Source organism: Nocardioides sp. CER19, from assembly GCF_029846275.1.
Classification (GTDB): domain Bacteria; phylum Actinomycetota; class Actinomycetes; order Propionibacteriales; family Nocardioidaceae; genus Nocardioides.
In genome coordinates this window covers 229364-250456 of the sequence record NZ_JARVWS010000003.1, presented here as the reverse complement: position 1 = coordinate 250456, position 21093 = coordinate 229364, and the positions used below count along the sequence as shown (strand labels likewise).

20 protein-coding genes are annotated in these 21093 nt (G+C 71.2%); 11 read left to right on the top strand and 9 right to left on the bottom strand.

Annotated elements, in window-relative coordinates; translation table 11 throughout:
- The first annotated feature begins 29 nt into the window (after positions 1-29).
- Positions 30-416: a VOC family protein gene (locus QDS12_RS16705; RefSeq protein ID WP_279880993.1), complete on the top strand. Its 387-nt coding sequence runs from the start codon at positions 30-32 to the stop codon at positions 414-416.
- A gap of 3 nt (positions 417-419) precedes the next feature.
- Here the strand turns inward: QDS12_RS16705 and QDS12_RS16700 are convergent, their stop codons facing one another.
- Positions 420-1715, bottom strand: coding sequence for a pyridine nucleotide-disulfide oxidoreductase (locus QDS12_RS16700; RefSeq protein ID WP_279880991.1), 1296 nt, complete (start codon positions 1713-1715; stop codon positions 420-422).
- A gap of 117 nt (positions 1716-1832) precedes the next feature.
- On the opposite strand from QDS12_RS16700, the gene uvrC reads away from it, so the two are divergent.
- The 3 genes from uvrC to yvcK are packed head-to-tail and all read left to right on the top strand — an operon-like array spanning position 1833 to position 5656.
- Positions 1833-3812: an excinuclease ABC subunit UvrC gene (gene uvrC, locus QDS12_RS16695; RefSeq protein ID WP_279880989.1), complete on the top strand. Its 1980-nt coding sequence runs from the start codon at positions 1833-1835 to the stop codon at positions 3810-3812.
- Positions 3813-4685, top strand: a complete 873-nt coding sequence (rapZ, locus tag QDS12_RS16690; RefSeq protein WP_279880987.1) for an RNase adapter RapZ — start codon at positions 3813-3815, stop codon at positions 4683-4685.
- Entirely contained in the window at positions 4682-5656 is a 975-nt protein-coding gene (yvcK, locus tag QDS12_RS16685; protein ID WP_279880985.1) for a uridine diphosphate-N-acetylglucosamine-binding protein YvcK, read from the top strand. Before rapZ ends, yvcK begins: the two co-directional genes overlap by 4 nt.
- Here the strand turns inward: yvcK and QDS12_RS16680 are convergent.
- Entirely contained in the window at positions 5643-6449 is an 807-nt protein-coding gene (locus tag QDS12_RS16680; protein ID WP_279880983.1) for a GNAT family N-acetyltransferase, read from the bottom strand. The genes yvcK and QDS12_RS16680 overlap by 14 nt on opposite strands.
- A gap of 80 nt (positions 6450-6529) precedes the next feature.
- Here QDS12_RS16680 and whiA point away from each other — a divergent pair, with 80 nt between their 5' ends.
- The 6 genes from whiA (at position 6530) to QDS12_RS16650 (ending at position 11290) form a co-directional block, all read left to right on the top strand.
- Entirely contained in the window at positions 6530-7513 is a 984-nt protein-coding gene (whiA, locus tag QDS12_RS16675) for a DNA-binding protein WhiA (RefSeq protein WP_279880980.1), read from the top strand.
- Between the two features lie 145 nt (positions 7514-7658).
- Positions 7659-8657 carry a type I glyceraldehyde-3-phosphate dehydrogenase gene (gene gap, locus QDS12_RS16670; RefSeq protein ID WP_279880978.1) on the top strand — a complete coding sequence of 333 codons (999 nt, stop codon included), beginning with the start codon at positions 7659-7661 and terminating at the stop codon, positions 8655-8657.
- Position 8658: 1 nt separating this feature from the next.
- Positions 8659-9849, top strand: a complete 1191-nt coding sequence (locus tag QDS12_RS16665; RefSeq protein ID WP_279880976.1) for a phosphoglycerate kinase — start codon at positions 8659-8661, stop codon at positions 9847-9849.
- Positions 9849-10646: a triose-phosphate isomerase gene (tpiA, locus tag QDS12_RS16660; protein ID WP_279880974.1), complete on the top strand. Its 798-nt coding sequence runs from the start codon at positions 9849-9851 to the stop codon at positions 10644-10646. The genes QDS12_RS16665 and tpiA overlap by 1 nt, the downstream gene beginning before the upstream one ends.
- A 33-nt stretch (positions 10647-10679) precedes the next feature.
- A complete protein-coding gene (gene secG, locus QDS12_RS16655) occupies positions 10680-10910 on the top strand; it encodes a preprotein translocase subunit SecG (protein ID WP_279882186.1) in 231 nt (76 codons plus the stop codon).
- Between the two features lie 20 nt (positions 10911-10930).
- Positions 10931-11290, top strand: coding sequence for an RNA polymerase-binding protein RbpA (locus QDS12_RS16650; RefSeq protein ID WP_279880971.1), 360 nt, complete (start codon positions 10931-10933; stop codon positions 11288-11290).
- 60 nt (positions 11291-11350) lie between these two features.
- On the opposite strand, the gene QDS12_RS16645 is transcribed toward QDS12_RS16650, so the two are convergent.
- The 7 genes from QDS12_RS16645 to tkt all read right to left on the bottom strand — a co-directional run bounded on the left by QDS12_RS16645 (position 11351) and on the right by tkt (position 19927).
- Positions 11351-11593 (bottom strand): hypothetical protein, encoded by a 243-nt coding sequence (locus tag QDS12_RS16645; protein WP_279880969.1) that lies wholly within the window; start codon positions 11591-11593, stop codon positions 11351-11353.
- Between the two features lie 204 nt (positions 11594-11797).
- Entirely contained in the window at positions 11798-12529 is a 732-nt protein-coding gene (gene pgl / locus QDS12_RS16640; protein ID WP_279880967.1) for a 6-phosphogluconolactonase, read from the bottom strand.
- Positions 12526-13455 (bottom strand): glucose-6-phosphate dehydrogenase assembly protein OpcA, encoded by a 930-nt coding sequence (locus QDS12_RS16635; protein ID WP_279880965.1) that lies wholly within the window; start codon positions 13453-13455, stop codon positions 12526-12528. Before QDS12_RS16635 ends, pgl begins: the two co-directional genes overlap by 4 nt.
- Positions 13452-14984, bottom strand: coding sequence for a glucose-6-phosphate dehydrogenase (zwf, locus tag QDS12_RS16630; RefSeq protein ID WP_279880963.1), 1533 nt, complete (start codon positions 14982-14984; stop codon positions 13452-13454). Before zwf ends, QDS12_RS16635 begins: the two co-directional genes overlap by 4 nt.
- Before the next feature lie 7 nt (positions 14985-14991).
- Complete coding sequence (gene pgi / locus QDS12_RS16625) at positions 14992-16659, bottom strand: glucose-6-phosphate isomerase (RefSeq protein WP_279880961.1); 1668 nt, start codon at positions 16657-16659, stop codon at positions 14992-14994.
- Complete coding sequence (gene tal, locus QDS12_RS16620) at positions 16656-17774, bottom strand: transaldolase (RefSeq protein ID WP_279880958.1); 1119 nt, start codon at positions 17772-17774, stop codon at positions 16656-16658. The genes pgi and tal overlap by 4 nt, the downstream gene beginning before the upstream one ends.
- 44 nt (positions 17775-17818) lie before the next feature.
- Complete coding sequence (gene tkt, locus QDS12_RS16615) at positions 17819-19927, bottom strand: transketolase (protein ID WP_279880955.1); 2109 nt, start codon at positions 19925-19927, stop codon at positions 17819-17821.
- 78 nt (positions 19928-20005) lie between these two features.
- On the opposite strand from tkt, the gene QDS12_RS16610 reads away from it, so the two are divergent.
- Positions 20006-20950, top strand: coding sequence for a heme o synthase (locus QDS12_RS16610; RefSeq protein WP_279880952.1), 945 nt, complete (start codon positions 20006-20008; stop codon positions 20948-20950).
- Positions 20951-21093: the final 143 nt, after the last annotated feature.

The following is a 21093-nucleotide window of genomic DNA, read 5'->3' as shown; positions in this document are numbered from 1 at the left end:
GATTCGTTGCGTCTGCCAGGAGGTGACGGATGCGGATCCATGTGACGAGTGTGCTGGTCGACGACCAGCGCAAGGCGTTCGACTTCTACACCCGGACGCTGGGCTTCCTCCCGAAGACCAACGTGCCGGTCGGCGACTACGCGTGGTTGACGGTCGTCGCGCCGGAGGACCCCGACGGGGTAGAGCTGCTGCTGGAGCCGGACGGGCATCCCGCGGTCCGGCCCTACAAGGAGGCCCTGGTCGCCGACGGAATCCCGTTCACGTCGTTCGCGGTGCCCGACGTGCGCGCCGAGCGGGAGCGGCTCGGTGGGCTGGGGGTGCGGTTCGTGCAGGAGCCGCTCGATGCCGGTGGCGTGACGACAGCCGTCTTCGACGACACGTGCGGCAACCTCATCCAGATCGTGCAGATCGGCTGACGCTCAGCGGTTCGCGGCCGGCGCCGCGGTCGCCAGCCACGCCTCGTCGCGCGGCGAGCGGCGCCGGTCGAGCCGCGCGTCGAGCAGGACCCGCGCCTCCTCCCACCGGTCGGCCCGGAGCAGCGCGGCGATCCGGGCCTCCTCGACGACCTCGCGCTGGGCGTCGGAGCCGCCCAGCCGACGTACGTCCTGGGCGAGGGCGGCGAGCCCCGCGGCCGCCTCGGCGTGTCGGCCGCCCGCCATCAGCCGGAGCGCGCGGGCCAGGGGAGCCACCACCTCGCGCTGGGTCGGGTGGTCGTGGCGCGCCGCCCAGGCCGCGAGCCGGTCGAGCGCAACGGTGTCGCCGACGGCGAGCTGGGCCACGGCCACGTGCAGCGCGAGGAACGGCGTGGGCGGCCGTTCCAGCGTCTCGGGCGCGGTGGCGCCGATGACGTCGGCCGCGTCCGGCACGCCGGTCGCCCCGGGGGTGAGGGCCCAGCGGAAGAGCAGTGACCCCGAGTCGACCAGCGCCCGACAGCCACGCGCGCCGTCCGGCTGGAGCTGCGTCTCGTAGCGACGGCGTACCGCGTCGAGGTCGCCGAGCGACAGCTCGTGGAGCGCGGCGTGCCAGGAGAAGTGGGAGAGCGAGTCGGTGCTCGCACCGTCGCCCACGACCCAGCGATCCATCCAGGCGAGGCCCGCCGCGTGGTCGCCGGTCTCGTAGTGGGCGTGGGCCCGGGCGTGGGCGGAGTGCCCGGCGGCCGGCTCGACGGCCAGCGACGCCACGGAGAGGTCCATCGCCTCGTCGAACCGGCCCTGCTCCTGGCGCATGAAGGCCAGCAGGCCGGAGAACCACCAGTCGTCGCCGTAGGACGGGCGACATCGCTCGACGATCGCCCACGCCTCCTCAGGGACCTCGGTGACCCCCGCGAAGGCGATGGTCGGCACGGCCGAGGAGAGGAGCAGCGCGTCGAGCGGGTACGCCGCCAGGTGCGCGACCAGCGGGCGAGAGTCGCCCTCGAGGTGGGCGCCGATGGCGTGGACGTGGCTGCGCTCGCGCTCGGTGGCGCGGTGGGCGTGGAGCGCCGCCGCCTGCATGCGGGCCTGCACGTCGATCGGCACGCTCATCTCGTGACCGAGGAGCGCGAGGGCAGCGTGTCCCAGGGCGAAGGTCGGGTCGTGCGCGATGGACTCGGCGAGGTGGTCCGAGGCCCCCGTCCGGAGGCAGAGCAGATCGAGGAGCCCGCGGCTGTAGGCCGCCGCCGCCGCGTCGCTCGTCGTCAGTGCGTAGCCATAGGGGTCGCGCTTCACCTGAACCATACTAACTTAGTAGAGATAGGGTTGGGGCAGCCCGAGCGCCGTGTCTCTCCTGGCAGGGTCATCCATGTCGGCGGCCGGGTCAACCGGGTTGTCCGACCCTCGCCGTAGGGTTGGGGCGTGCCTGATCCGAGGAGCTACCGACCCCGGCCCGGGGACATCCCGACGCAGCCAGGCGTCTACCGCTTCCGCGACCCGAAGGGTCGGGTCATCTACGTCGGCAAGGCGATCAACCTGCGGGCGCGGCTCTCCAACTACTTCCAGCCCATCGGCAGCCTCCACCCGCGCACGGCGACGATGGTCACGACCGCCGCCAGCGTCGAGTGGACGGTCGTCAACACCGAGGTCGAGGCGCTCCAGCTGGAGTACTCCTGGATCAAGGAGTTCGACCCGCGGTTCAACGTGAAGTACCGCGACGACAAGTCCTACCCGTGGCTGGCCGTCACCGTCTCCGACGAGTTCCCGAGAGTCATGGTCGGGCGCGGCGCCAAGCGCAAGGGCACCCGCTACTTCGGTCCCTACAGCCACGCCTGGGCGATCCGGGAAACCGTGGACGTGCTGCTCCGGGTCTTCCCGATGCGCTCCTGCAGCAACGGAGTCTTCAAGCGCAGCCAGCAGGTCGGCCGCCCGTGCCTGCTCGGCTACATCGACAAGTGCAGCGCCCCCTGCGTCGGCAACATCAGCGCCGAGGACCACCGCCAGATCGTCGACGACTTCTGCGACTTCATGGGCGGCCACACGTCGGGGTTCGTCCGGCGCATCCAGAAGGAGATGTACGCCGCCAGCGAGGCGCTCGAGTTCGAGCGGGCCGCCCGGCTGCGCGACGACCTCGGCGCCCTGGAGCGTGCCCTCGAGAAGCAGGCGGTCGTGCTCGGCGACGGTGCCGACGCCGACGTGATCGCCCTGGCCGAGGACCCGCTCGAGGTCGCTGTGCAGGTCTTCCACGTGCGCGGCGGCCGGATCCGCGGCCAGCGCGGGTGGGTCGCCGACCGCATGGACGAGGGGGAGACCGACAAGCTGGTCGAGGACTTCCTGCTCCAGCTCTACGCCGGTGACCCCGACTCGATCCCGCGCGAGGTGCTGGTGCCGGCCCTCCCGCCCGAGGCCGAGGTGGTCGAGGAGCTGCTCTCCGACCTCCGTGGCAGCCGGGTCCAGGTGCGGGTCCCGCAGCGCGGCGACAAGAAGACGCTGCTCGAGACGGTGGCCCGCAACGCGGGCCAGACGCTGGCGCTGCACAAGACCAAGCGGGCTTCCGACCTCACCACGCGCAACCAGGCGCTCGAGGAGCTCCGAGAGGCGCTCGAGCTGCCAGAGGCGCCGCTGCGGATCGAGTGCTACGACATCTCCCACCTGCAGGGCTCCGAGATCGTCGCGTCGATGGTGGTGTTCGAGGACGGCCTTGCCCGCAAGTCGGAGTACCGCCGGTTCGTGATCCGCGGCCAGCAGGGCTCCGACGACGTCCGCGCGATGCACGAGGTGATCACGCGCCGGTTCCGACGGCTGCTCGACGAGCAGGCCACCTCGACCGAGGTCAACCCTTCGACCGGCTCAGGACCAGCGACGGAGCGCGGTCCGATGCTGGTCGACCCGGAGACGGGCCGGCCGCGGAAGTTCGCCTACGCACCCGGCCTGGTGGTCGTCGACGGTGGCGCGCCGCAGGTGGCGGCCGCCGTACGCGCCCTCGACGAGCTGGGGATCGACGACGTCCCGGTGTGCGGTCTCGCGAAGCGCCTGGAGGAGGTGTGGATGCCCGGGCAGGCCGACCCGGTCATCCTGCCGCGCTCGTCCGAGGGGCTCTACCTGCTGCAGCGCGTCCGCGACGAGGCGCACCGGTTCGCGATCACCCACCACCGCTCGCGCCGCTCGAAGTCGATGGTCGAGAGCGTGCTGGACGACGTGCCCGGGCTGGGGGAGGTGCGCCGCAAGACCCTGCTCAAGCACTTCGGCTCGCTCCGCAAGCTGCGCGCGGCCAGCGCCGACGAGATCGGCGCGGTTCCGGGCATCGGACCGACGACCGCTGCTGCGATCAAGTCGGCCGTCGAGAAGAATGGCGGCGGCGTGGCCGTGAACACGGCTACCGGAGAAGTCGAGGAGACCTGAGTGGCGGAGCAGCAGGCCGGCGAGCTCGTCGTCGTGACGGGCATGACCGGGGCGGGGCGGAGCACGGCCGCCAAGGAGCTCGAGGATCTCGGGTTCTTCGTCATCGACAACCTCCCCCCGTCGCTGTTGCCCGACGTGGTCCGGCTCGTCGACGACAGCCGCGGTCGGCAGCAGCCGATCGCCGTCGTCGTCGACGTACGGTCCGGGTCGTTCTTCGACGAGATCGGGCGCGCGCTCGTCCACGAGGGCACCGGCCGCAAGGCCACGCTGGTGTTCCTCGACGCCAACGACGAGGTCCTCGTACGCCGCCAGGAGGCCGCTCGGCGCCCGCACCCGCTGCAGGGCAGCGGCCGCCTGCTCGACGGCCTCGAGCGCGAGCGGGTCGCGCTGGCGGACCTGCGCGCCAACTCCGACCTCGTCATCGACACCTCCAACCTCAACGTCCACCAGCTCACCGACCGCATCGCCGAGGCGTTCGGGACGCCTGACACGACCCGGCTGCGGGTGACCGTCGTCAGCTTCGGCTTCAAGTACGGGATCCCGATCGACGCCGACTTCGTCGCCGACATGCGCTTCCTGCCCAACCCGCACTGGGTCCCCGAGCTGCGCCCCGGCAACGGCCGCGACAACCCCGAGGTGTCCGCCTACGTCTACAGCCGGCCGGGCGCCCAGGAGTTCCTCGCCGGCTACGTCCCGGTCCTGGCGGGCGTCGCGGAGGGCTACCTGCGCGAGGGCAAGCGCTTCATGCGAGTCGCGCTCGGCTGCACGGGCGGCAAGCACCGCAGCGTCGCCATGGCCGAGGAGATCGCGCGCCGGCTCCAGGACCGCGGCCTGGTCGCCCGCGCTCTCCACCGCGACCTGGGGCGCGAATGACGGAGCGGGAGGACCGCGCCCAGTCCGTCGTCGCCTTCGGTGGCGGCCACGGTCTGCACGCGTCGCTGTCAGCGCTGCGGCTGCTCGTCGACGACCTCACCGTCGACGAGCTGACCGCCGTCGTCACCGTCGCCGACAACGGGGGCTCGTCGGGCCGGCTGCGCCGTGAGTTCGACGTGCTGCCGCCGGGCGACCTGCGGATGGCGCTCGCCGCGCTCTGCGCCACCGACGACTGGGGGACGACCTGGGCCGAGGTGCTCCAGCACCGGTTCGCCGGTGAGGGCGAGATGAACGGCCACAACCTCGGCAACCTCCTCATCGTCGGCCTGTGGGAGCTGCTCGGCGACAACGTCGCGGCCTTGGACCTGGTCGGCAGGCTCCTCGGCGCCAAGGGGCGCGTCATGCCGATGGCGCTGGTCCCGATGGACATCACCGCCCAGGTGCGCGGGCTGGCGCCCGGTGACCCCGACGCGCTGGTCGCCGTGCGCGGCCAGGTGGAGGTCGCCACCACGGACGGCGTCATCGACTCCATCGCCCTCGTCCCGGAGGACCCGCCCGCGGCGCCGGTCGCCCTCGAGGCGATCGGCGGCGCCGACTGGATCTTCATCGGGCCGGGTTCCTGGTTCACATCGGTCATGCCGCACCTGATGGTGCCCGCGCTGCGTGGCGCGCTCGCGACGACGCCGGCCCGGGTCGTCGTGGTCCTCAACCTCGCCGAGCAGGCGGGGGAGACGCCCGGCTTCGGACCGGCCGACCACCTCGCCGTACTGCTCAGCCACGCGCCGGACCTCCGCGTCGACGCGGTCCTGGCCGACCGGTCATCGGTCGGCGAGGGCCTCGACGAGCTGCGGGAGGCGGTGCACGCCTGCGGCGCGCGGTTGGTGCTGGGCGACGTGAGCGTCGGCGACGGGACCCCGCGGCACGACCCGGAGAAGCTCGCCCGGGCCTACGCCGAGATCATGGCCGGCTGACCCGCCGGTCCGGCTGGTGCAGCTGGGTCTGCCGCTCCGTCTCGGCGAAGCCGACCGATCGGTAGATGCGGATGGCGACGTAGTCGGGGTCGGCGACCATCACGAGGGTCTCGACGTCGAGCTCGGCCAGTCCCCACCGGCTCGTCTCGTGGACGAGCGTCCCGGCGAGCCCGCGTCCTCGGAAGGCGGGGTCGGTCTCGACGCTCTGGAAGCGCGCCGATCCCTCGCCGGCGCGGAAGAGCCCGAGACTGCTGACCAGGCGGCCGTCGACGAAGGCACCCCACCAGGCTCCGTGGCCCGCCTGGGTCAGCGCACGGTCGGTGCGGGCCTTGCTGCTCATGAACGCGAGGTACTCGTCGGCCGGGTGGTCCTCGTTGCACCGGGCCGCGAGGGCGACCCGCTGCTGCCAGTCCTCGTCGCTCGCCAGAGGCCGGTACGTCGCGTCGGCGTTCGGCCGCGGCGGGGCCTGCGTCGCCCGGGCGGTCATGACGGCGGCGACGTCGAGCGAGAGCCCGGCCGCCACCAGTGGTGCGAGTGCGTCGGGGTCGCTCGTGGGGCCGTCGACGCCGATGGCCCGGTGGGTGCTGTCGGGGAACGTGGCGTCGACGTCGGCGAGCAGCACCGGCACGTCCGCGGCGGCCGGCGGACGGTCCAGCAGGAGGAAGTTCCCCCAGTGGAACGTGGGGTTGTGGGGTGTGCGCACGACCAGCCGATCGCCCCGATCCTCGACGACCGATCCGCCGAGCTCCAGGAGGGCGAGGTCGGTCCGATACGCAATCGACTGCACGTCCACGTGGCGCACACTACTTTTCGCATGTCGGGGGTCCACCCACGGCTGTGAGGTTGATTGACGAGCGTGAAAGGATCGCGTTCATGGCGATGACGGGACAGGTCAAGGCGGAGCTCTCCGCCACCCAGATCACGAAGACCTGTTGCCGCAAGGCCGAGGTGGCGTCGACGCTGCGCTTCGCCGGTGGTCTCCACATCGTCAACGGACGCATCGTCGTCGAGGCCGAGCTCGACACCGGCGCCGCCGCGCGTCGGCTGCGCCGCGACATCGCCGACGTCTACGGCCACTCGGCCGAGGTGACGATCGTGCAGGCGAACGGCATCCGCAAGGGCAGCCGCTACATCGTCCGGGTGACCCGCGACGGCGAGGCGCTGGCCCGGCAGACCGGACTGCTCGACCAGCGCGGCCGGCCCGTGCGCGGTCTGCCGCCCGCGGTCGTGGCAGGGGCGGCCTGCGACGCCGTGGCCGCGTGGCGCGGTGCCTTCCTCGCCCACGGGTCCCTCACCGAGCCGGGACGCTCCTCGTCGCTGGAGGTGACCTGCCCCGGCTCGGAGGCGGCCCTCGCCCTCGTCGGTGTCGCTCGCCGGCTCGGCATCCAGGCCAAGGCCCGCGAGGTCCGGGGCGTCGACCGCGTCGTCATCCGTGACGGCGACGCCATCGGCCAGCTGCTCACCCGCCTCGGCGCCCACGAGTCGCTGATGGCGTGGGAGGAGCGGCGGATGCGGCGCGAGGTGCGCGCCACCGCCAACCGGCTCGCCAACTTCGACGACGCCAACCTGCGCCGGTCCGCCCGTGCCGCCGTCGCCGCCGGCGCGCGCGTCGAGCGGGCGCTCGAGATCCTCGGCGACGAGATCCCCGACCACCTGCGCCAGGCCGGCAGCCTCCGCCTCGAGCACAAGCAGGCGTCTCTCGAGGAGCTCGGCCAGCTCCACGACCCGGCGCTCACCAAGGACGCGATCGCCGGCCGGATCCGGCGGCTGCTCGCCATGGCCGACAAGCGGGCGGAGGAGCTGGGCATCCCCGACACCGAGGCGGTGCTCACCCCCGACATGCTGGCCGACGACTGAGCGTCCGACCTCCTAAGGCGTCGTTGGATCGTCACCAGCGACCGGGTCCCGAGACCGCCGATCCGACTACCGGCAGGTAGTGGGTAGGGTCGTGACGTCCGTTTCGACGGCGTGACTAAACGCGCCTCAGACTCCAGGAGTAGCAGTGACCGTTCGGGTAGGCATCAACGGCTTCGGCCGCATCGGCCGTAACTTCTTCCGCGCCGTGCGCGCGTCCGGCCTCGACATCGAGATCGTCGGGATCAACGACCTCACCAACAACGCGACCCTCGCGCACCTGCTCACGTTCGACACGATCCTCGGTCGCCTCGACGCCGACGTGCAGGCCACCTCCGACGCGATCATCGTCGGCGGCCAGGAGATCAAGGCGTTCGAGGAGCGCGACCCGGCCGCGCTCAAGTGGGCCGACCTCGGCGTCGACGTCGTCGTCGAGTCGACTGGCTTCTTCACGGACGCCACCAAGGCGCGCGCGCACGTCGACGGCGGCGGCGCGAAGAAGGTCATCATCTCGGCGCCGGCGAGCAACGAGGACGCCACGATCGTGATGGGCGTCAACGAGGGGATCTACGACCCCGAGCAGCACACCGTCATCTCCAACGCCTCCTGCACCACCAACTGCCTCGCGCCGATGGCGAAGGCGCTCAACGACGGCATCGGCATCAACAAGGGCCTGATGACCACGGTGCACGCCTACACGGCCGACCAGAACCTGCAGGACAACATCCACAAGGACCTGCGCCGCGCCCGCGCCGCCGCGCTCAACGTCGTCCCGACCTCGACCGGTGCTGCCAAGGCGATCGGCCTGGTCCTCCCGGAGCTCAAGGGCAAGCTCGACGGCTACGCCCTGCGCGTCCCGGTCCCCACCGGCTCGCTCACCGACCTCTCCTTCGAGGCCTCCCGCGAGACCTCGGTCGACGAGATCAACGAGATCGTGAAGGCGGCCGCCGACGGCCGGATCCTCCGCTACTCCACCGACCCGATCGTGTCCTCGGACATCGTGACCGACCCGGCGTCGTGCATCTTCGACGCGCCGCTCACCAAGGTGATCGGCAACCAGGTGAAGGTCGCGGGCTGGTACGACAACGAGTGGGGCTACTCCAACCGCCTCGCCGACCTGATCGACTACGTCGGCAAGACGCTCTGAGGTGGGGGACTACGCGAACCTCGGGGACGTCGCCGGCAGGCGCGTCCTCGTCAGGTCCGACCTGAACGTCCCGCTCAAGGACGGCGCCATCACCGATGACGGCCGGATCCGGGCCTCCGTGCCCACCATCCGCGCGCTGGCCGAGGCCGGCGCGCGGGTGGTGGTCACCGCCCACCTGGGCCGTCCCGACGGTGCCCCCGACCCGAAGTACTCGCTGGCACCGGTCGCGGTGCGCCTCGGTGAGCTGCTCGGAGCGCCGGTCGCCTTCGCGACCGACACCGTCGGCGCCTCGGCGCACGAGACGGTGAGCGGGCTGGCGGACGGCCAGGTGGCGCTCCTCGAGAACGTCAGGTTCAACGCCGGCGAGACCTCGAAGGACGACGCAGTCCGCGGCGCGTTCGCCGACGAGCTCGCCTCGCTGGCGGACGCCTTCGTCTCCGACGGCTTCGGGGTCGTGCACCGCAAGCAGGCCTCCGTCTACGACGTCGCTCAGCGGCTGCCGCACGCGATGGGCGGCCTCGTCGCTGCCGAGATCGACGTGCTGCGCCGGCTGACCGCGACGCCGGAGCGGCCCTACGTGGTCGTGCTCGGTGGCTCGAAGGTGTCCGACAAGCTGGGCGTCATCGACAACCTCCTCGGCAAGGCCGACAAGCTGCTCATCGGTGGCGGCATGGTCTTCACCTTCCTCAAGGCGCAGGGCCACGAGGTCGGCAAGAGCCTCCTCGAGGAGGACCAGATCGAGACGGTGCTCGGGTACCTCCAGCGCGCGGAGCAGTCCGGCGTGGAGATCCTGCTGCCGACCGACATCGTCGTCGCCGACAGCTTCGGCGACGAGGCGTCGGCGCGGGTGGTTGCGGCGACCGAGATCCCGGCCGAGGCGCTCGGGCTCGACATCGGCCCCGAGTCCGGGGCGGCGTTCGCCGACGCGGTCCGCCCGGCGAGGACCGTCTTCTGGAACGGCCCGATGGGGGTCTTCGAGCAGCCCGCCTTCGCGGAGGGCACCCGTGCGGTGGCGCAGGCGCTCACCGAGATCGACGGTCTGTCGGTCGTCGGCGGGGGCGACTCGGCGGCCGCCGTACGCGCGCTCGGGTTCGACGAGGCGGCGTTCGGGCACATCTCCACCGGTGGCGGCGCCAGCCTGGAGTACCTCGAGGGCAAGGAGCTCCCCGGCATCACGGTGCTGGAGGGCTGATGACGAACCCCCAGCGCACCCCGCTCATCGCGGGGAACTGGAAGATGAACCTCAACCACCAGGAAGCGGTGGTGCTGGTCCAGAAGCTGGCGTGGACGCTGTCGGACAAGCGGCACGACTTCAGCAAGGTCGAGGTCGCGGTCTTCCCGCCCTACACCGACATCCGGTCCGTCCAGACGCTGGTCGACGGCGACCGGCTGCCCATCAAGTACGGCGCCCAGAACGTGTCCAACCACGACGACGGGGCCTACACCGGCGAGATCTCAGGCTCGATGCTGGCCAAGCTGGGGTGCAGCTATGCGATCGTCGGACACTCGGAGCGCCGCGAGAACTACGGCGAGACCGACGAGTGGGTGGCGCTCAAGGCCCGCCAGGCGTTCAAGCACGGGCTGACCCCGATCGTGTGCGTCGGCGAGGGGCTCCACATCCGGCAGGAGGGGGAGCAGATCCGCTACACCACCGACCAGGTGACCCGCTCGCTCGACGGCCTGACCAGCGAGCAGGTGGCGAACCTGGTGCTGGCCTACGAGCCCATCTGGGCGATCGGCACCGGCGAGGTCGCCACCCCCGAAGACGCGCAGGAGGTCTGCGCCGGGATCCGGACCCAGGTGCGTGAGGCCCACGGCGACGTGGCCGCCGACACCGTCCGGATCCTCTACGGCGGTTCGGTCAAGGCCAACAACGTCGCGGCGATCATGGCGCAGGCGGATGTCGACGGTGCGCTGGTCGGTGGCGCGAGCCTGCAGGCCGACGAGTTTGCGGGAATCTGCCGGTTCTATGCCATGCCGATGCTCTGAGCATCACCCGACGTGACGTAGGATCCCCACGTGCTGGAAACGCTCTTCACCATCATCCTGGTCATCGCGAGTGCGCTGATGATCCTGCTGGTCCTTCTCCACAAGGGCCGTGGCGGCGGTCTCTCGGACATGTTCGGCGGTGGTGTCTCCAGCTCGCTCGGGGGGTCCTCCATCGCCGAACGGAACCTGGACAGGCTGACGGTCGGCATCGGCGTCATCTGGTTCGCCTGTGTCATCGCGCTCGGCCTGCTCAAGGCCTACTGAGAAATCCGAAAGGGACGAACGTGGCTGGTGGTGGCAACGCGATCCGGGGAAGCCGGGTCGGTGCCGGTCCGATGGGTGAGGCCGAGCGGGGCGAGGCAGCTCCGCGCAAGGCGGTCATCTACTTCTGCGCGCACGAGCACCGGTCGGTGGTGACGTTCGCTGTCGAGGCGACGGCCCCCGACTCGTGGGACTGCCCCAAGTGCGGTCTGCCCGCGAGCCTCGACTCGGACAACCCGCCGCCGGCGCCGAAGATCGAGCCCTACAAGACGCACCTCGCCTATGTGAAGGAGCGGCGCACCGACGCGGAGGCCGAGGTCATCCTCGACGAGGCGATCCAGCTCCTGCGCTCGCGTCGGAAGTCCGGCGACATCATCTTCTGACGAGTCAGACGACGACACCGGGGCCGCCATCCCTTCGGGGTGGCGGCCCCGGTGCGTTCGTCAGGACACGAGGCGGACGGTCTGCTCGGCGGTACGCCGCTCGGCCCGGTCGGCCTCGATGGCGCGCCGGATCCGGTCGAGGCCGACCGAGAGCGGGATCGAGGCGCGCAGGTCGGCGGCGTACTCCGCCAGGACGTCCCTGACCGCCGGCGAGGCCCACTCGCAGGTGTCGATCCGTTCCATCCGCTGCGCCGTGATCGCGGCCGCGATCTGTGCGTCCTGGCCGGTGCCGTGGGTGCTCACTGCTCAGTCCTCGAGTCGTCGGTGACGTGCCGACCGCTGTCGGCGTCCCCTCTTCGATCGCCCGGGACCGGCTGGGGCTGAGCAGGTCTCCGAGAAACCGCCCGGGCCGGTCGGGCCGAGTGGTCGGTCCGAGCCCCGCTGCACGTCGCCGGGGTGGCCCGGACGGGCCATGACCGGTAGGCGGACCTGAGGGTGACGTACCCGTCAGAGGGCCGAGGCGGACTCCCGGTCGAGGAACCAGATGGTCTCCTCACGGCCCGTGACACCGGCCGCCGGGATCTCGTGGGGGTCACGGCCGCCCAGGGCGCCGGCGACGGCCTCGGCCTTGCCACTCCCGGAGACCAGGAACCACACCGACGTCGACTTGTTGAGCCGCGGAAGGGTCAGGCTGATCCGCTCCGGCGGCGGCTTGGGCGAGCCTGTCACGCCGACCGTCGTACGGTCCGACACGTCGAGCTGGTCGAAGCCCGGGAAGAGGGAGGCGATGTGTCCGTCGGGGCCGATGCCGAGCATGAGGATGTCGAACAGCTCGGGACCGTGCTCGTGGAGCTCCGCCTCGTAGGCCTCGGCGCCTTCGTCGGTGTCGACGACGTCGGCGGTCGACGGCATGGCGTGGACGCGGTGCGCGGGTACGCCGACCTCGTCGATGAACGCGGCACGCGCCTGTCCCACGTTGCGGTCGGCGGAGTCGGGGGCGACGAACCGCTCGTCGCCGAACCACAGCTCCACGGCGCCCCAGTCGACGCCGGACTCCGGAGACAGCCGGGCGACCTCGCGGTGGATGGTCTCGGCGATCGAGCCCCCGGTGAGCACGATGTGGGGAACGTCGCCGGCCGCCTGGCGGTCGGCGATCCGGCTGAGCAGCTCGCCGGCCACGGCCGTGGAGAGCGCGGCGGCGTCCTCGTGCACCTCGACGCGGGCGTCGTTCTGGGTCATCGTGCCTTCTTCCTGGTGGGGCGCGCGGAGGGGTTGGCGAGTCGCCGCGCGGTGGCGGCGTAGACGTCGTCCTCGTCGAGGCGGCGCAGCTCCTCGGCGAGCAGCTCCGGAACGTCGCGTCGCTTGAGGGCGATCGGACGGTCCGGCCGATTGGGGGTCGTGAAGGTCGCGAGGCGGCCGTCCGGGCGCGAGATGCGGATCGGGCCGGCCTTGGTGTCGAGCGTGACCTGGGTGATCCCCGGCCCGTCGGAGACGTGCCGGGCGACCGCGACCTTGAGGCGGTCCTCGAGCCACGCGCCGAGCAGGTCGGCGCTCGGGTTGCCGCGCTCGGCGGAGACCGAGGCGCCGGTGACCTTGAGCGGGTGCTGGTCGAGCGCCGCTGCCAGCAGGGCGCGCCACGGGGTGAGCCGGGTCCACGCGAGGTCCGTGTTGCCGGGCGCGTGCGCCGCGCACAGCTCGGCGAGGACCCGTGACTTGTTGCGGGCCACCGCGGCGCTGTCGGTGATCCGGCGCTGCGCGAGGCGCCCCAGCGGGTCGGCCGCCGGGTCGGGCGGCGCGTCGTGCGGCCACCAGACGACGACGGGGGAGTCCGGCAGCAGCAGCGGGAGCACGACGGACTCCGGGTGCTTCGCGACTTCGCCGGTGAGCGTGATGAGCGCCGTCTCGCCGCCCCAGCCACCGCCGATCCCGACGGACGCGCTCACCGAGCCACGCCCGCGCTTGTCGCCGAGCACGACCGCGAGGACGCGGGCGGGATGCTCGCGGGACGCCTGCCGGGTCTGGTCGAGCGCGACGTCGGCGTACTCGTCCTCGACGATGATGACGAGCGTCAGCACCATGCCCATGGCCGGCGAGCCCGCGTTGCGGCGGGCCCGCACGAGCGCGGCCGCGATCCCGGCCGCGTTGGTCTGCTCGATCGCGATCACGGGCGCCTCCAGGCGCGACCGTCGCGCTCCAGCATCTGGTCGGCGGAGTCGGGTCCCCAGCCACCGGAGGCGTACTCGTCGGGGCCGCGGCCGGACGCGTCACGCTCCGCCCAGTGGTCGAGCACGGGGTCGAGGATGCGCCAGGACAGCTCGACCTCCTCGTGGCGCGGGAAGAGCGGCGGGTCGCCGAGCAGCACGTCCAGGATGAGGCGTTCGTAGGCCTCCGGCGAGGACTCCGTGAAGGACCCGCCGTAGGCGAAGTCCATGTTGACGTCGCGGATCTCCATGGCCGTCCCGGGCACCTTCGAGCCGAAGCGGGTCGTGATCCCCTCGTCGGGCTGGATCCGGATGACCAGGGCGTTCTGGGTGAGCTCGGCGGTCGAGGTCGCAGCGAACGGCAGGTGCGGCGCGGCCTTGAAGACGACCGCCACCTCGGTCACGCGTCGGCCGAGGCGCTTGCCGGTGCGCAGGTAGAACGGGACGCCCGCCCAGCGCCGCGTGTCGATGCCGAGCTTCACGGCGGCGAACGTCTCGGTAGTCGACCGCCGGTCGATGCCCTCCTCCTCGCGGAAGCCGATGACCTTCTCGCCACCGGCCCAGCCCGCGGCGTACTGCCCGCGCGCGGTGTGGCGCGACAGGTCCCGGGGGAGGACGACCGACGAGAGCACCTTCTGCTTCTCGATGCGCAGCGCGGCGGCGTCGAACGAGGTCGGCTCCTCCATCGCGACCAGCGCCATCAGCTGGAGGAGATGGTTCTGGATGACGTCGCGTGCGGCGCCGATGCCGTCGTAGTAGCCGGCCCGTCCGCCGATCCCGACGTCCTCGGCCATCGTGATCTGGACGTGGTCGACGTAGTTGTTGTTCCAGATCGGCTCGAACATCGTGTTGGCGAACCGGAACGCCAGGATGTTCTGGACCGTCTCCTTGCCCAGGTAGTGGTCGATCCGGAAGACCGAGGCGTCGGGGAAGGCGGTGTCGAGGACGCGGTTGAGCTCCTGGGCGGAGGCGAGGTCGTGGCCGAAGGGCTTCTCGACGACCACGCGCCGCCACGAGTCCGAGGCCGGGTCGGCCAGGCCGTGCTCCTTGAGCTGGCCGACGACGTCGCCGAAGAACCGTGGCGGGATGGCCAGGTAGAACGCGTGGTTGCCGCCGGTGCCGCGGACCTGGTCCAGCTCGTCGATCGTGCGACGGAGCCTCTCGAAGGCGACGTCGTCGTCGAAGTCACCCGGGATGAAGCGGAACCCCTCGGACAGCTGCCGCCAAACCTCCTCGCGGAACTCCGTGCGCGCGTGCGCCTTCACCGCGTCGTGGACCACCTGGGCGAAGTCCTGGTCGGCCCACTCGCGGCGCGCGAACCCGGTGAGGGCGAACCCGGGCGGCAGCAGCCCACGGTTGGCGAGGTCGTAGATCGCCGGCATGACCTTCTTGCGCGAGAGGTCTCCGGTGACGCCGAACAGCACGAGCCCGCAGGGGCCGGCGATGCGGGGGAGCCGGCGGTCCTGCGGGACCCGCAGCGGATTCGGGGTCACCGTGGGCTCACCGTCGATGAGCGCGGTAGTAGTCGATCAGCGCCCGTGTGGACGGGTCCTGCTGGGCGGCCACCTCGGCGTCGCCGGCGATGGCGGGACTGATCTGCACGGCGAGCTGCTTGCCGAGCTCGACGCCCCACTGGTCGAAGCTGTCGATGCCCCACACCACGCCCTGCGTGAACGTGATGTGCTCGTAGAGCGCGATCAGCTGGCCGAGCACCGACGGGGTCAGGTCGGCCGCGACGATCGACGCGGTCGGCCGGTTGCCGGTGAACACCCGCGCCGGCACGATCGCCTCGGCCGTTCCCTCGGCCCGCACCTCGTCAGCGGTCTTCCCGAACGCGAGCGCACGCGTCTGCGCGAGGAAGTTGGCGAGGAACAGCTCGTGGACGTCGGTCTCGCCGTCCCGCAGCGGGTAGGCGGGGTTCGCGAACGCGATGAAGTCCGCCGGGATCAGCCGGGTGCTCTGATGGATCAGCTGGTAGAACGCGTGCTGGCCGTTGGTGCCGGGCTCGCCCCAGAACACCTCACCGGTCTCCGTGGTGACGGGCGTGCCGTCCCAGCGGACGCCCTTGCCGTTGGACTCCATCGTCAGCTGCTGGAGGTAGGCCGGGAAGCGGTGCAGCAGCTGCGAGTACGGCAGCACCGCGTGCGTCTGCGCGCCCAGGAAGTCGGCGTACCAGATGTTGAGGAGACCCATCAGCGCCGGCACGTTGGACGCGGTGTCGGTCGTGCGGAAGTGCTCGTCCATCGCGTGCATGCCGGCGAGGAACTCGGCGAACCGCTCGGGGCCGATCGCGACGACCAGCGAGGTGCCGATCGCCGAGTCGACCGAGTAGCGTCCGCCGACCCAGTCCCAGAAGCCGAATGCGTTGGCGGGGTCGATCCCGAAGTCGGCCACCTTGTCGAGAGCGGTGGAGACGGCGACGAAGTGCTTCTCGATCGCTGCCTTCTCGTCCACCCCCGACCCGAGCTGCTCGAGCAGCCAGGCCTTGCAGAGCCGGGCGTTCGTGAGCGTCTCCAGCGTGCCGAACGTCTTGCTGGACACGATGAAGAGCGTGCTCTCCGGGTCCAGCCCGGCCAGCGTGGTGGCCGCGTCGGTCGGGTCGATGTTGCTGATGAACCGGCACTCGATCTCGGCGTGCCGGTAGGGCGCCAGCGCCTCGTAGGCCATCACCGGACCGAGGTCGGACCCGCCGATGCCGATGTTGACGACTGTCCGGATGCGCTGGCCGGTGACGCCCGTCCACGCGCCGGAACGGACCCGCTCCGCGAAGTCGTAGACGCGCCGGAGCACCTCGTGGACCTCGGGTACGACGTCGGTGCCGTCGACCACCAGCGAGGCGTCGGCCGGCAGTCGGAGCGCCGTGTGCAGGACGGCGCGGTCCTCGGTCACGTTCACGTGGTCGCCCCGGAACATCGCGTCGCGACGCTCAGCGAGGCCGACCTCCTCGCTCAGCGCCACGAGCGCGGCGAGGACGTCGGCATCGACCAGGCCCTTCGACAGGTCGACGTGGAGGTCGGCGGCGTCGAAGGTGAGCCGCTCGGCGCGGCCCGGGTCGGCGGCGAACCAGCCGCGCAGGTCGGGGGAGAACCCCTCGGCCAGCGCGGCCAGTCGTTGCCAGGCGTCAGTCGTCGTCGGGTCGACCGGTCCGGTGGTGGCCGTAGCCGTCACGCGCCGGCCGCCTGCGCCATCTGCCCCTTGACGGTGTCGAGCAGCTCGATCCAGGACGCCTTGAACTTGTCGACGCCCTCGGTCTCGAGGGTGAGGAAGACGTCGTCGAGGTCGACGCCCGCGGCGGCGATCTGGTCGAAGACGGCCTGCGCCTCGGCGGCCCGGCCGGTGACCTGGTCGCCCTGGAGCTCGCCGTGGTCGCCGAAGGCGTCCAGCGTCTTCTCGGGCATCGTGTTGACGGTGTCGGCGACGACGAGATCGGTCACGTAGAGCGTGTCCGGGTACGCCGGGTTCTTCACGCCGGTGGACGCCCACAGCGGCCGCTGCGCGTTGGCGCCGGCCGCCGCGAGAACCTGCCAGCGCTCGGACGAGAAGACCTCCTGGAAGGCGGCGTAGGCGAGCCGGGCGTTCGCGACGGCGGACTTGCCGCGCAGCGCCAGCGCCTCGTCGCTGCCGAGCTTCTCCAGGCGCGCGTCGATCTCGGTGTCGACGCGGCTGACGAAGAACGACGCGACCGAGCGGATGGTGGACAGGTCGATGCCCGCCTCCTTGGCCTGCTCGAGACCGCTGAGGTAGGCGTCCATGACCTGGCGGTAGCGCTCGGTCGAGAAGATCAGCGTCACGTTGACGCTGATGCCCTCGGCGATCGCCGCGGTGATCGCCGGCAGACCCTCGAGGGTGGCCGGGATCTTGATGAGGACGTTCGGCCGGTCGACGGCCGCCCACAGCGCCTTCGCGCTGTCGATGGTCGCCTGGGTCTCGTTGGCGAGCGTGGGCTCGACCTCGATCGAGACGCGGCCGTCGTCCTTGGTCGACTCGGCGACCGGCGCGAGGATGTCGCAGGCGTTGCGGACGTCCTCCGTGGTCAGCTCGAAGATGACCTTGTCGACGTCGGCGCCGTCGCCGACGAGGCGACGGACCTGGTCGTCGTAGCGCTCACCGTTGGCGATGGCGGCGGCGAAGATCGTCGGGTTGGTCGTGACACCGACCACCGACTTCTCCTTGACGAGGTCGGCCAGGTTGCCGGTCTCGATCCGCTCACGGGACAGGTCGTCGAGCCAGATGGACACGCCGGCGTCGGCCAGCGCCTTGAGACGATCGCTCTGAGTACTCACAGTTTCTCCTTCGAATCGCGAGTAGAACGCGGTTGCCGGTTGCCTTATGCCTGCTTCGCCACGGCGTCGATGCTGTCCTTGGCCGCCTGGGCGACGGCGTCGGGGGTGAAGCCGAACTCCTTGAAGACGCGAGCGGCGTCGGCGGAGGCGCCGTAGTGCTCGATGCTGACCATGCGGCCGGCGTCGCCGACGTACTCGCGCCAGCCCTGGCGGATGCCGGCCTCGACGCTGACGCGTGCCTTGACGGTCGGCGGGAGGACCTCGTCGCGGTAGGCCTGGGTCTGCTGCTCGAACCACTCGATCGACGGCATCGAGACGACGCGGGCGTTGATGCCGTCCGCCTTGAGCTGCTCACGCGCCTTGACCGCGAGCTGCAGCTCCGAGCCGGTGCCGATGAGGATGACGTCGGGCTGGCCGCCGTCGGCCTCGATGAGGACGTAGCCGCCCTTGCCGACGTTCTCGGTGGTGGCGAAGCCCTGCTCGCCGCGGGGGAAGGTCGGCATCGCCTGACGGCTCAGCACGAAGCCGGCGGGGCGGTCGGAGTTCTTCAGGATCTGGTGCCACGCAGCCGCGACCTCGTTGGCATCACCCGGCCGGACGATGTCGAGGCCCGGGATCCCGCGCAGGGCCCACAGGTGCTCGATCGGCTGGTGGGTCGGGCCGTCCTCGCCGAGCCCGATGGAGTCGTGGGTCCAGATGTAGATGACCGGCGCCTGCATCAGCGAGGCCACGCGGACCGAGCCGCGCATGTAGTCCGAGAAGGTGAGGAAGGTGCCGCCGAAGACGCGGGTGCCGCCGTGGACGGCGATGCCGTTCATGATCGCGCCCATGCCGTGCTCGCGGATGCCGAAGTGGAGCACGCGGCCCTCGAGCGGGTCGCCGTCCCAGAGGTTCGTGGAGCGGTCCTTCGGGATGAAGGACTTGGCGCCCTCGATGGTGGTGTTGTTGGACTCGGCCAGGTCGGCCGAGCCACCCCACAGCTCGGGCATCAGGTCGGCGACGGCGTTGAGCGTCTTGCCGAACGCGGCCCGCGTCGCGATGCCCTTCTCGTCGGCGTCGAACGTCGGCAGGGCCGCCTCGAGGCCTTCCGGTACGGCGCGGGTGCGCATCCGGTGGAGGATCTGGGCCCGGTCGGCGTTGGCGCCGGCCCAGGCGGCGTACTGCTTCTCCCAGTCGGCCTCCCAGGCCTTGCCCCGCTCCAGCAGGCCGCGGGTGTGGGAGAGGACGTCCTCGGGGACCTCGAAGTGCTGCTCGGGGTCGAAGCCGAGGATCTTCTTGGTGGCGGCGACCTCGTCGGCGCCGAGTGCCGAGCCGTGCGCCTTGCCGGTGCCCTGGGCGTTGGGGGCCGGCCAGGCGATGACGGTGCGCAGGACGATGATCGACGGCTTGTCGGTCTCGGCCTCGGCGGCCTTGATGGCCTCGAAGAGGGCGGGCACGTCCTCCTGGTAGGTCGTCGCGTCGTGCGTCCAGTCGACAGTCTGGACGTGCCAGCCGTAGGCCTCGTAGCGCTTGGCGACGTCCTCGGTGAACGCCACGTCGGTGTCGCCCTCGATGGAGATCCGGTTGGCGTCGTAGATGACCGTGAGGTTGCCGAGCCGCTGGGTGCCGGCGATGCTCGACGCCTCGCCGCTGACGCCCTCCTCGAGGTCGCCGTCGGAGGCGATCGCGTAGACGTGGTGGGCGAAGATCGAGTCGTCCTCGGACGAGGTCGGGTCGAGGAGGCCGCGCTCACGACGGGCGGCCATCGCCATGCCGACGGCGTTGCCGACGCCCTGGCCCAGCGGGCCGGTGGTCACCTCGACGCCGGCGGTGTGGCCGTACTCCGGGTGGCCCGGGGTCTTCGAGCCCCACGTGCGGAGGCTCTTGAGGTCCTCGAGCTCGAGGCCGAAGCCACCCAGGTAGAGCTGGATGTAGAGCGTGATCGAGCTGTGGCCGGCGCTCAGCACGAAGCGGTCGCGGGCCATCCAGTCGGGGTTGGCCGGGTTGTGGCGCATCACCTTCTGGAACAGCAGGTAGGCGGCGGGCGCGAGACTCATCGCGGTGCCCGGATGGCCGTTGCCGACCTTCTGGACGGCGTCCATCGCCAACACGCGGATCGTGTCGACCGCCTTGTCGTCGATATCGGTCCACTCGAGCTCGGTGGTGGTGTTCACTGGCTTCCTCTCGCGATCGTGCACTCGGCCCACACGGCCATTTCCGAGCCTACTCATGCCCGGGTTTAGACTCGCCACGTGACCTATGTCGACGAGCAGGTTCCCCGCGTCCAACGCCAGGAAACCGCTCGGGCGACCATGCGGGACGTGGTGGCCGCGTACGTCGGCCTCACGAAGCCCCGGGTCATCGAGCTCCTCCTACTGACGACCGTACCCGTGATGTTCTTCGCCGCGCGCGGCGTCCCGTCCCTCGGGCTGGTCCTGGCCACCGTCGTCGGCGGCACCCTGTCGGCCGGGTCGGCCTCGGTCTTCAACTGCGTCTACGACCGCGACATCGACGAGCAGATGCGTCGCACGCGTCGCCGCGCGCTGCCGCGGCACATCGTGTCGCCTGCCGCGGCCCTGGTCTTCGGAACCGTGCTCGGCATCGTGTCGACGGTCGTCCTGTGGGCGTTCGTGAACCCGCTCTCCGCGGTGCTCTCGGTGACCGCCAACGCGTTCTACGTCTTCGTCTACACGATGCTGCTCAAGCGTCGTACCGCCCAGAACATCGTCTGGGGCGGCATCGCCGGCTGCTTCCCGGCGCTCATCGGCTGGACGGCCGTCACCGACTCGCTGGCCTGGGCCCCCGTCGTCCTCTTCGGCGTGGTGTTCTTCTGGACCCCGCCGCACACTTGGGCGCTCGCCCTCCGCTACCGCGAGGACTACGCCAACGTCGACGTCCCGATGCTGCCGGTCGTGAAGCCGGCCCGCGTCGTCGCGTGGCAGATCGTCGCCTACTCGTGGGTGATGGTCGCGACCTCGCTGCTGCTCTGGCCGGTCGCCGGCACGGGTGTGTTCTACACCGTCTGCGCCGTCGTCCTCGGCGCGATCTTCCTCGTCCAGGCGCACCGGATGCTCGCCCGAGCCCGCGGGACCGAGGACCTGTCCGTCATCCGGCCGATGCACCTGTTCCACAGCAGCAACCTCTACCTCTCGCTGCTGTTCGTCGCGGTCGCGCTCGATCCGCTGATCTCGCGCTGAGCCTGCTACCGGTTCGCTGGCCTCCGGGCTGATCGGCCCGGCCTCGGGAGCGCCGGTCGTCGCCGCGCCCGCGGCGCCGGGTGATGGAGGGTGGGGCGCCTTTCCCCAACTGTCACGGTGACACGTGGGGGATCGGGTGACCC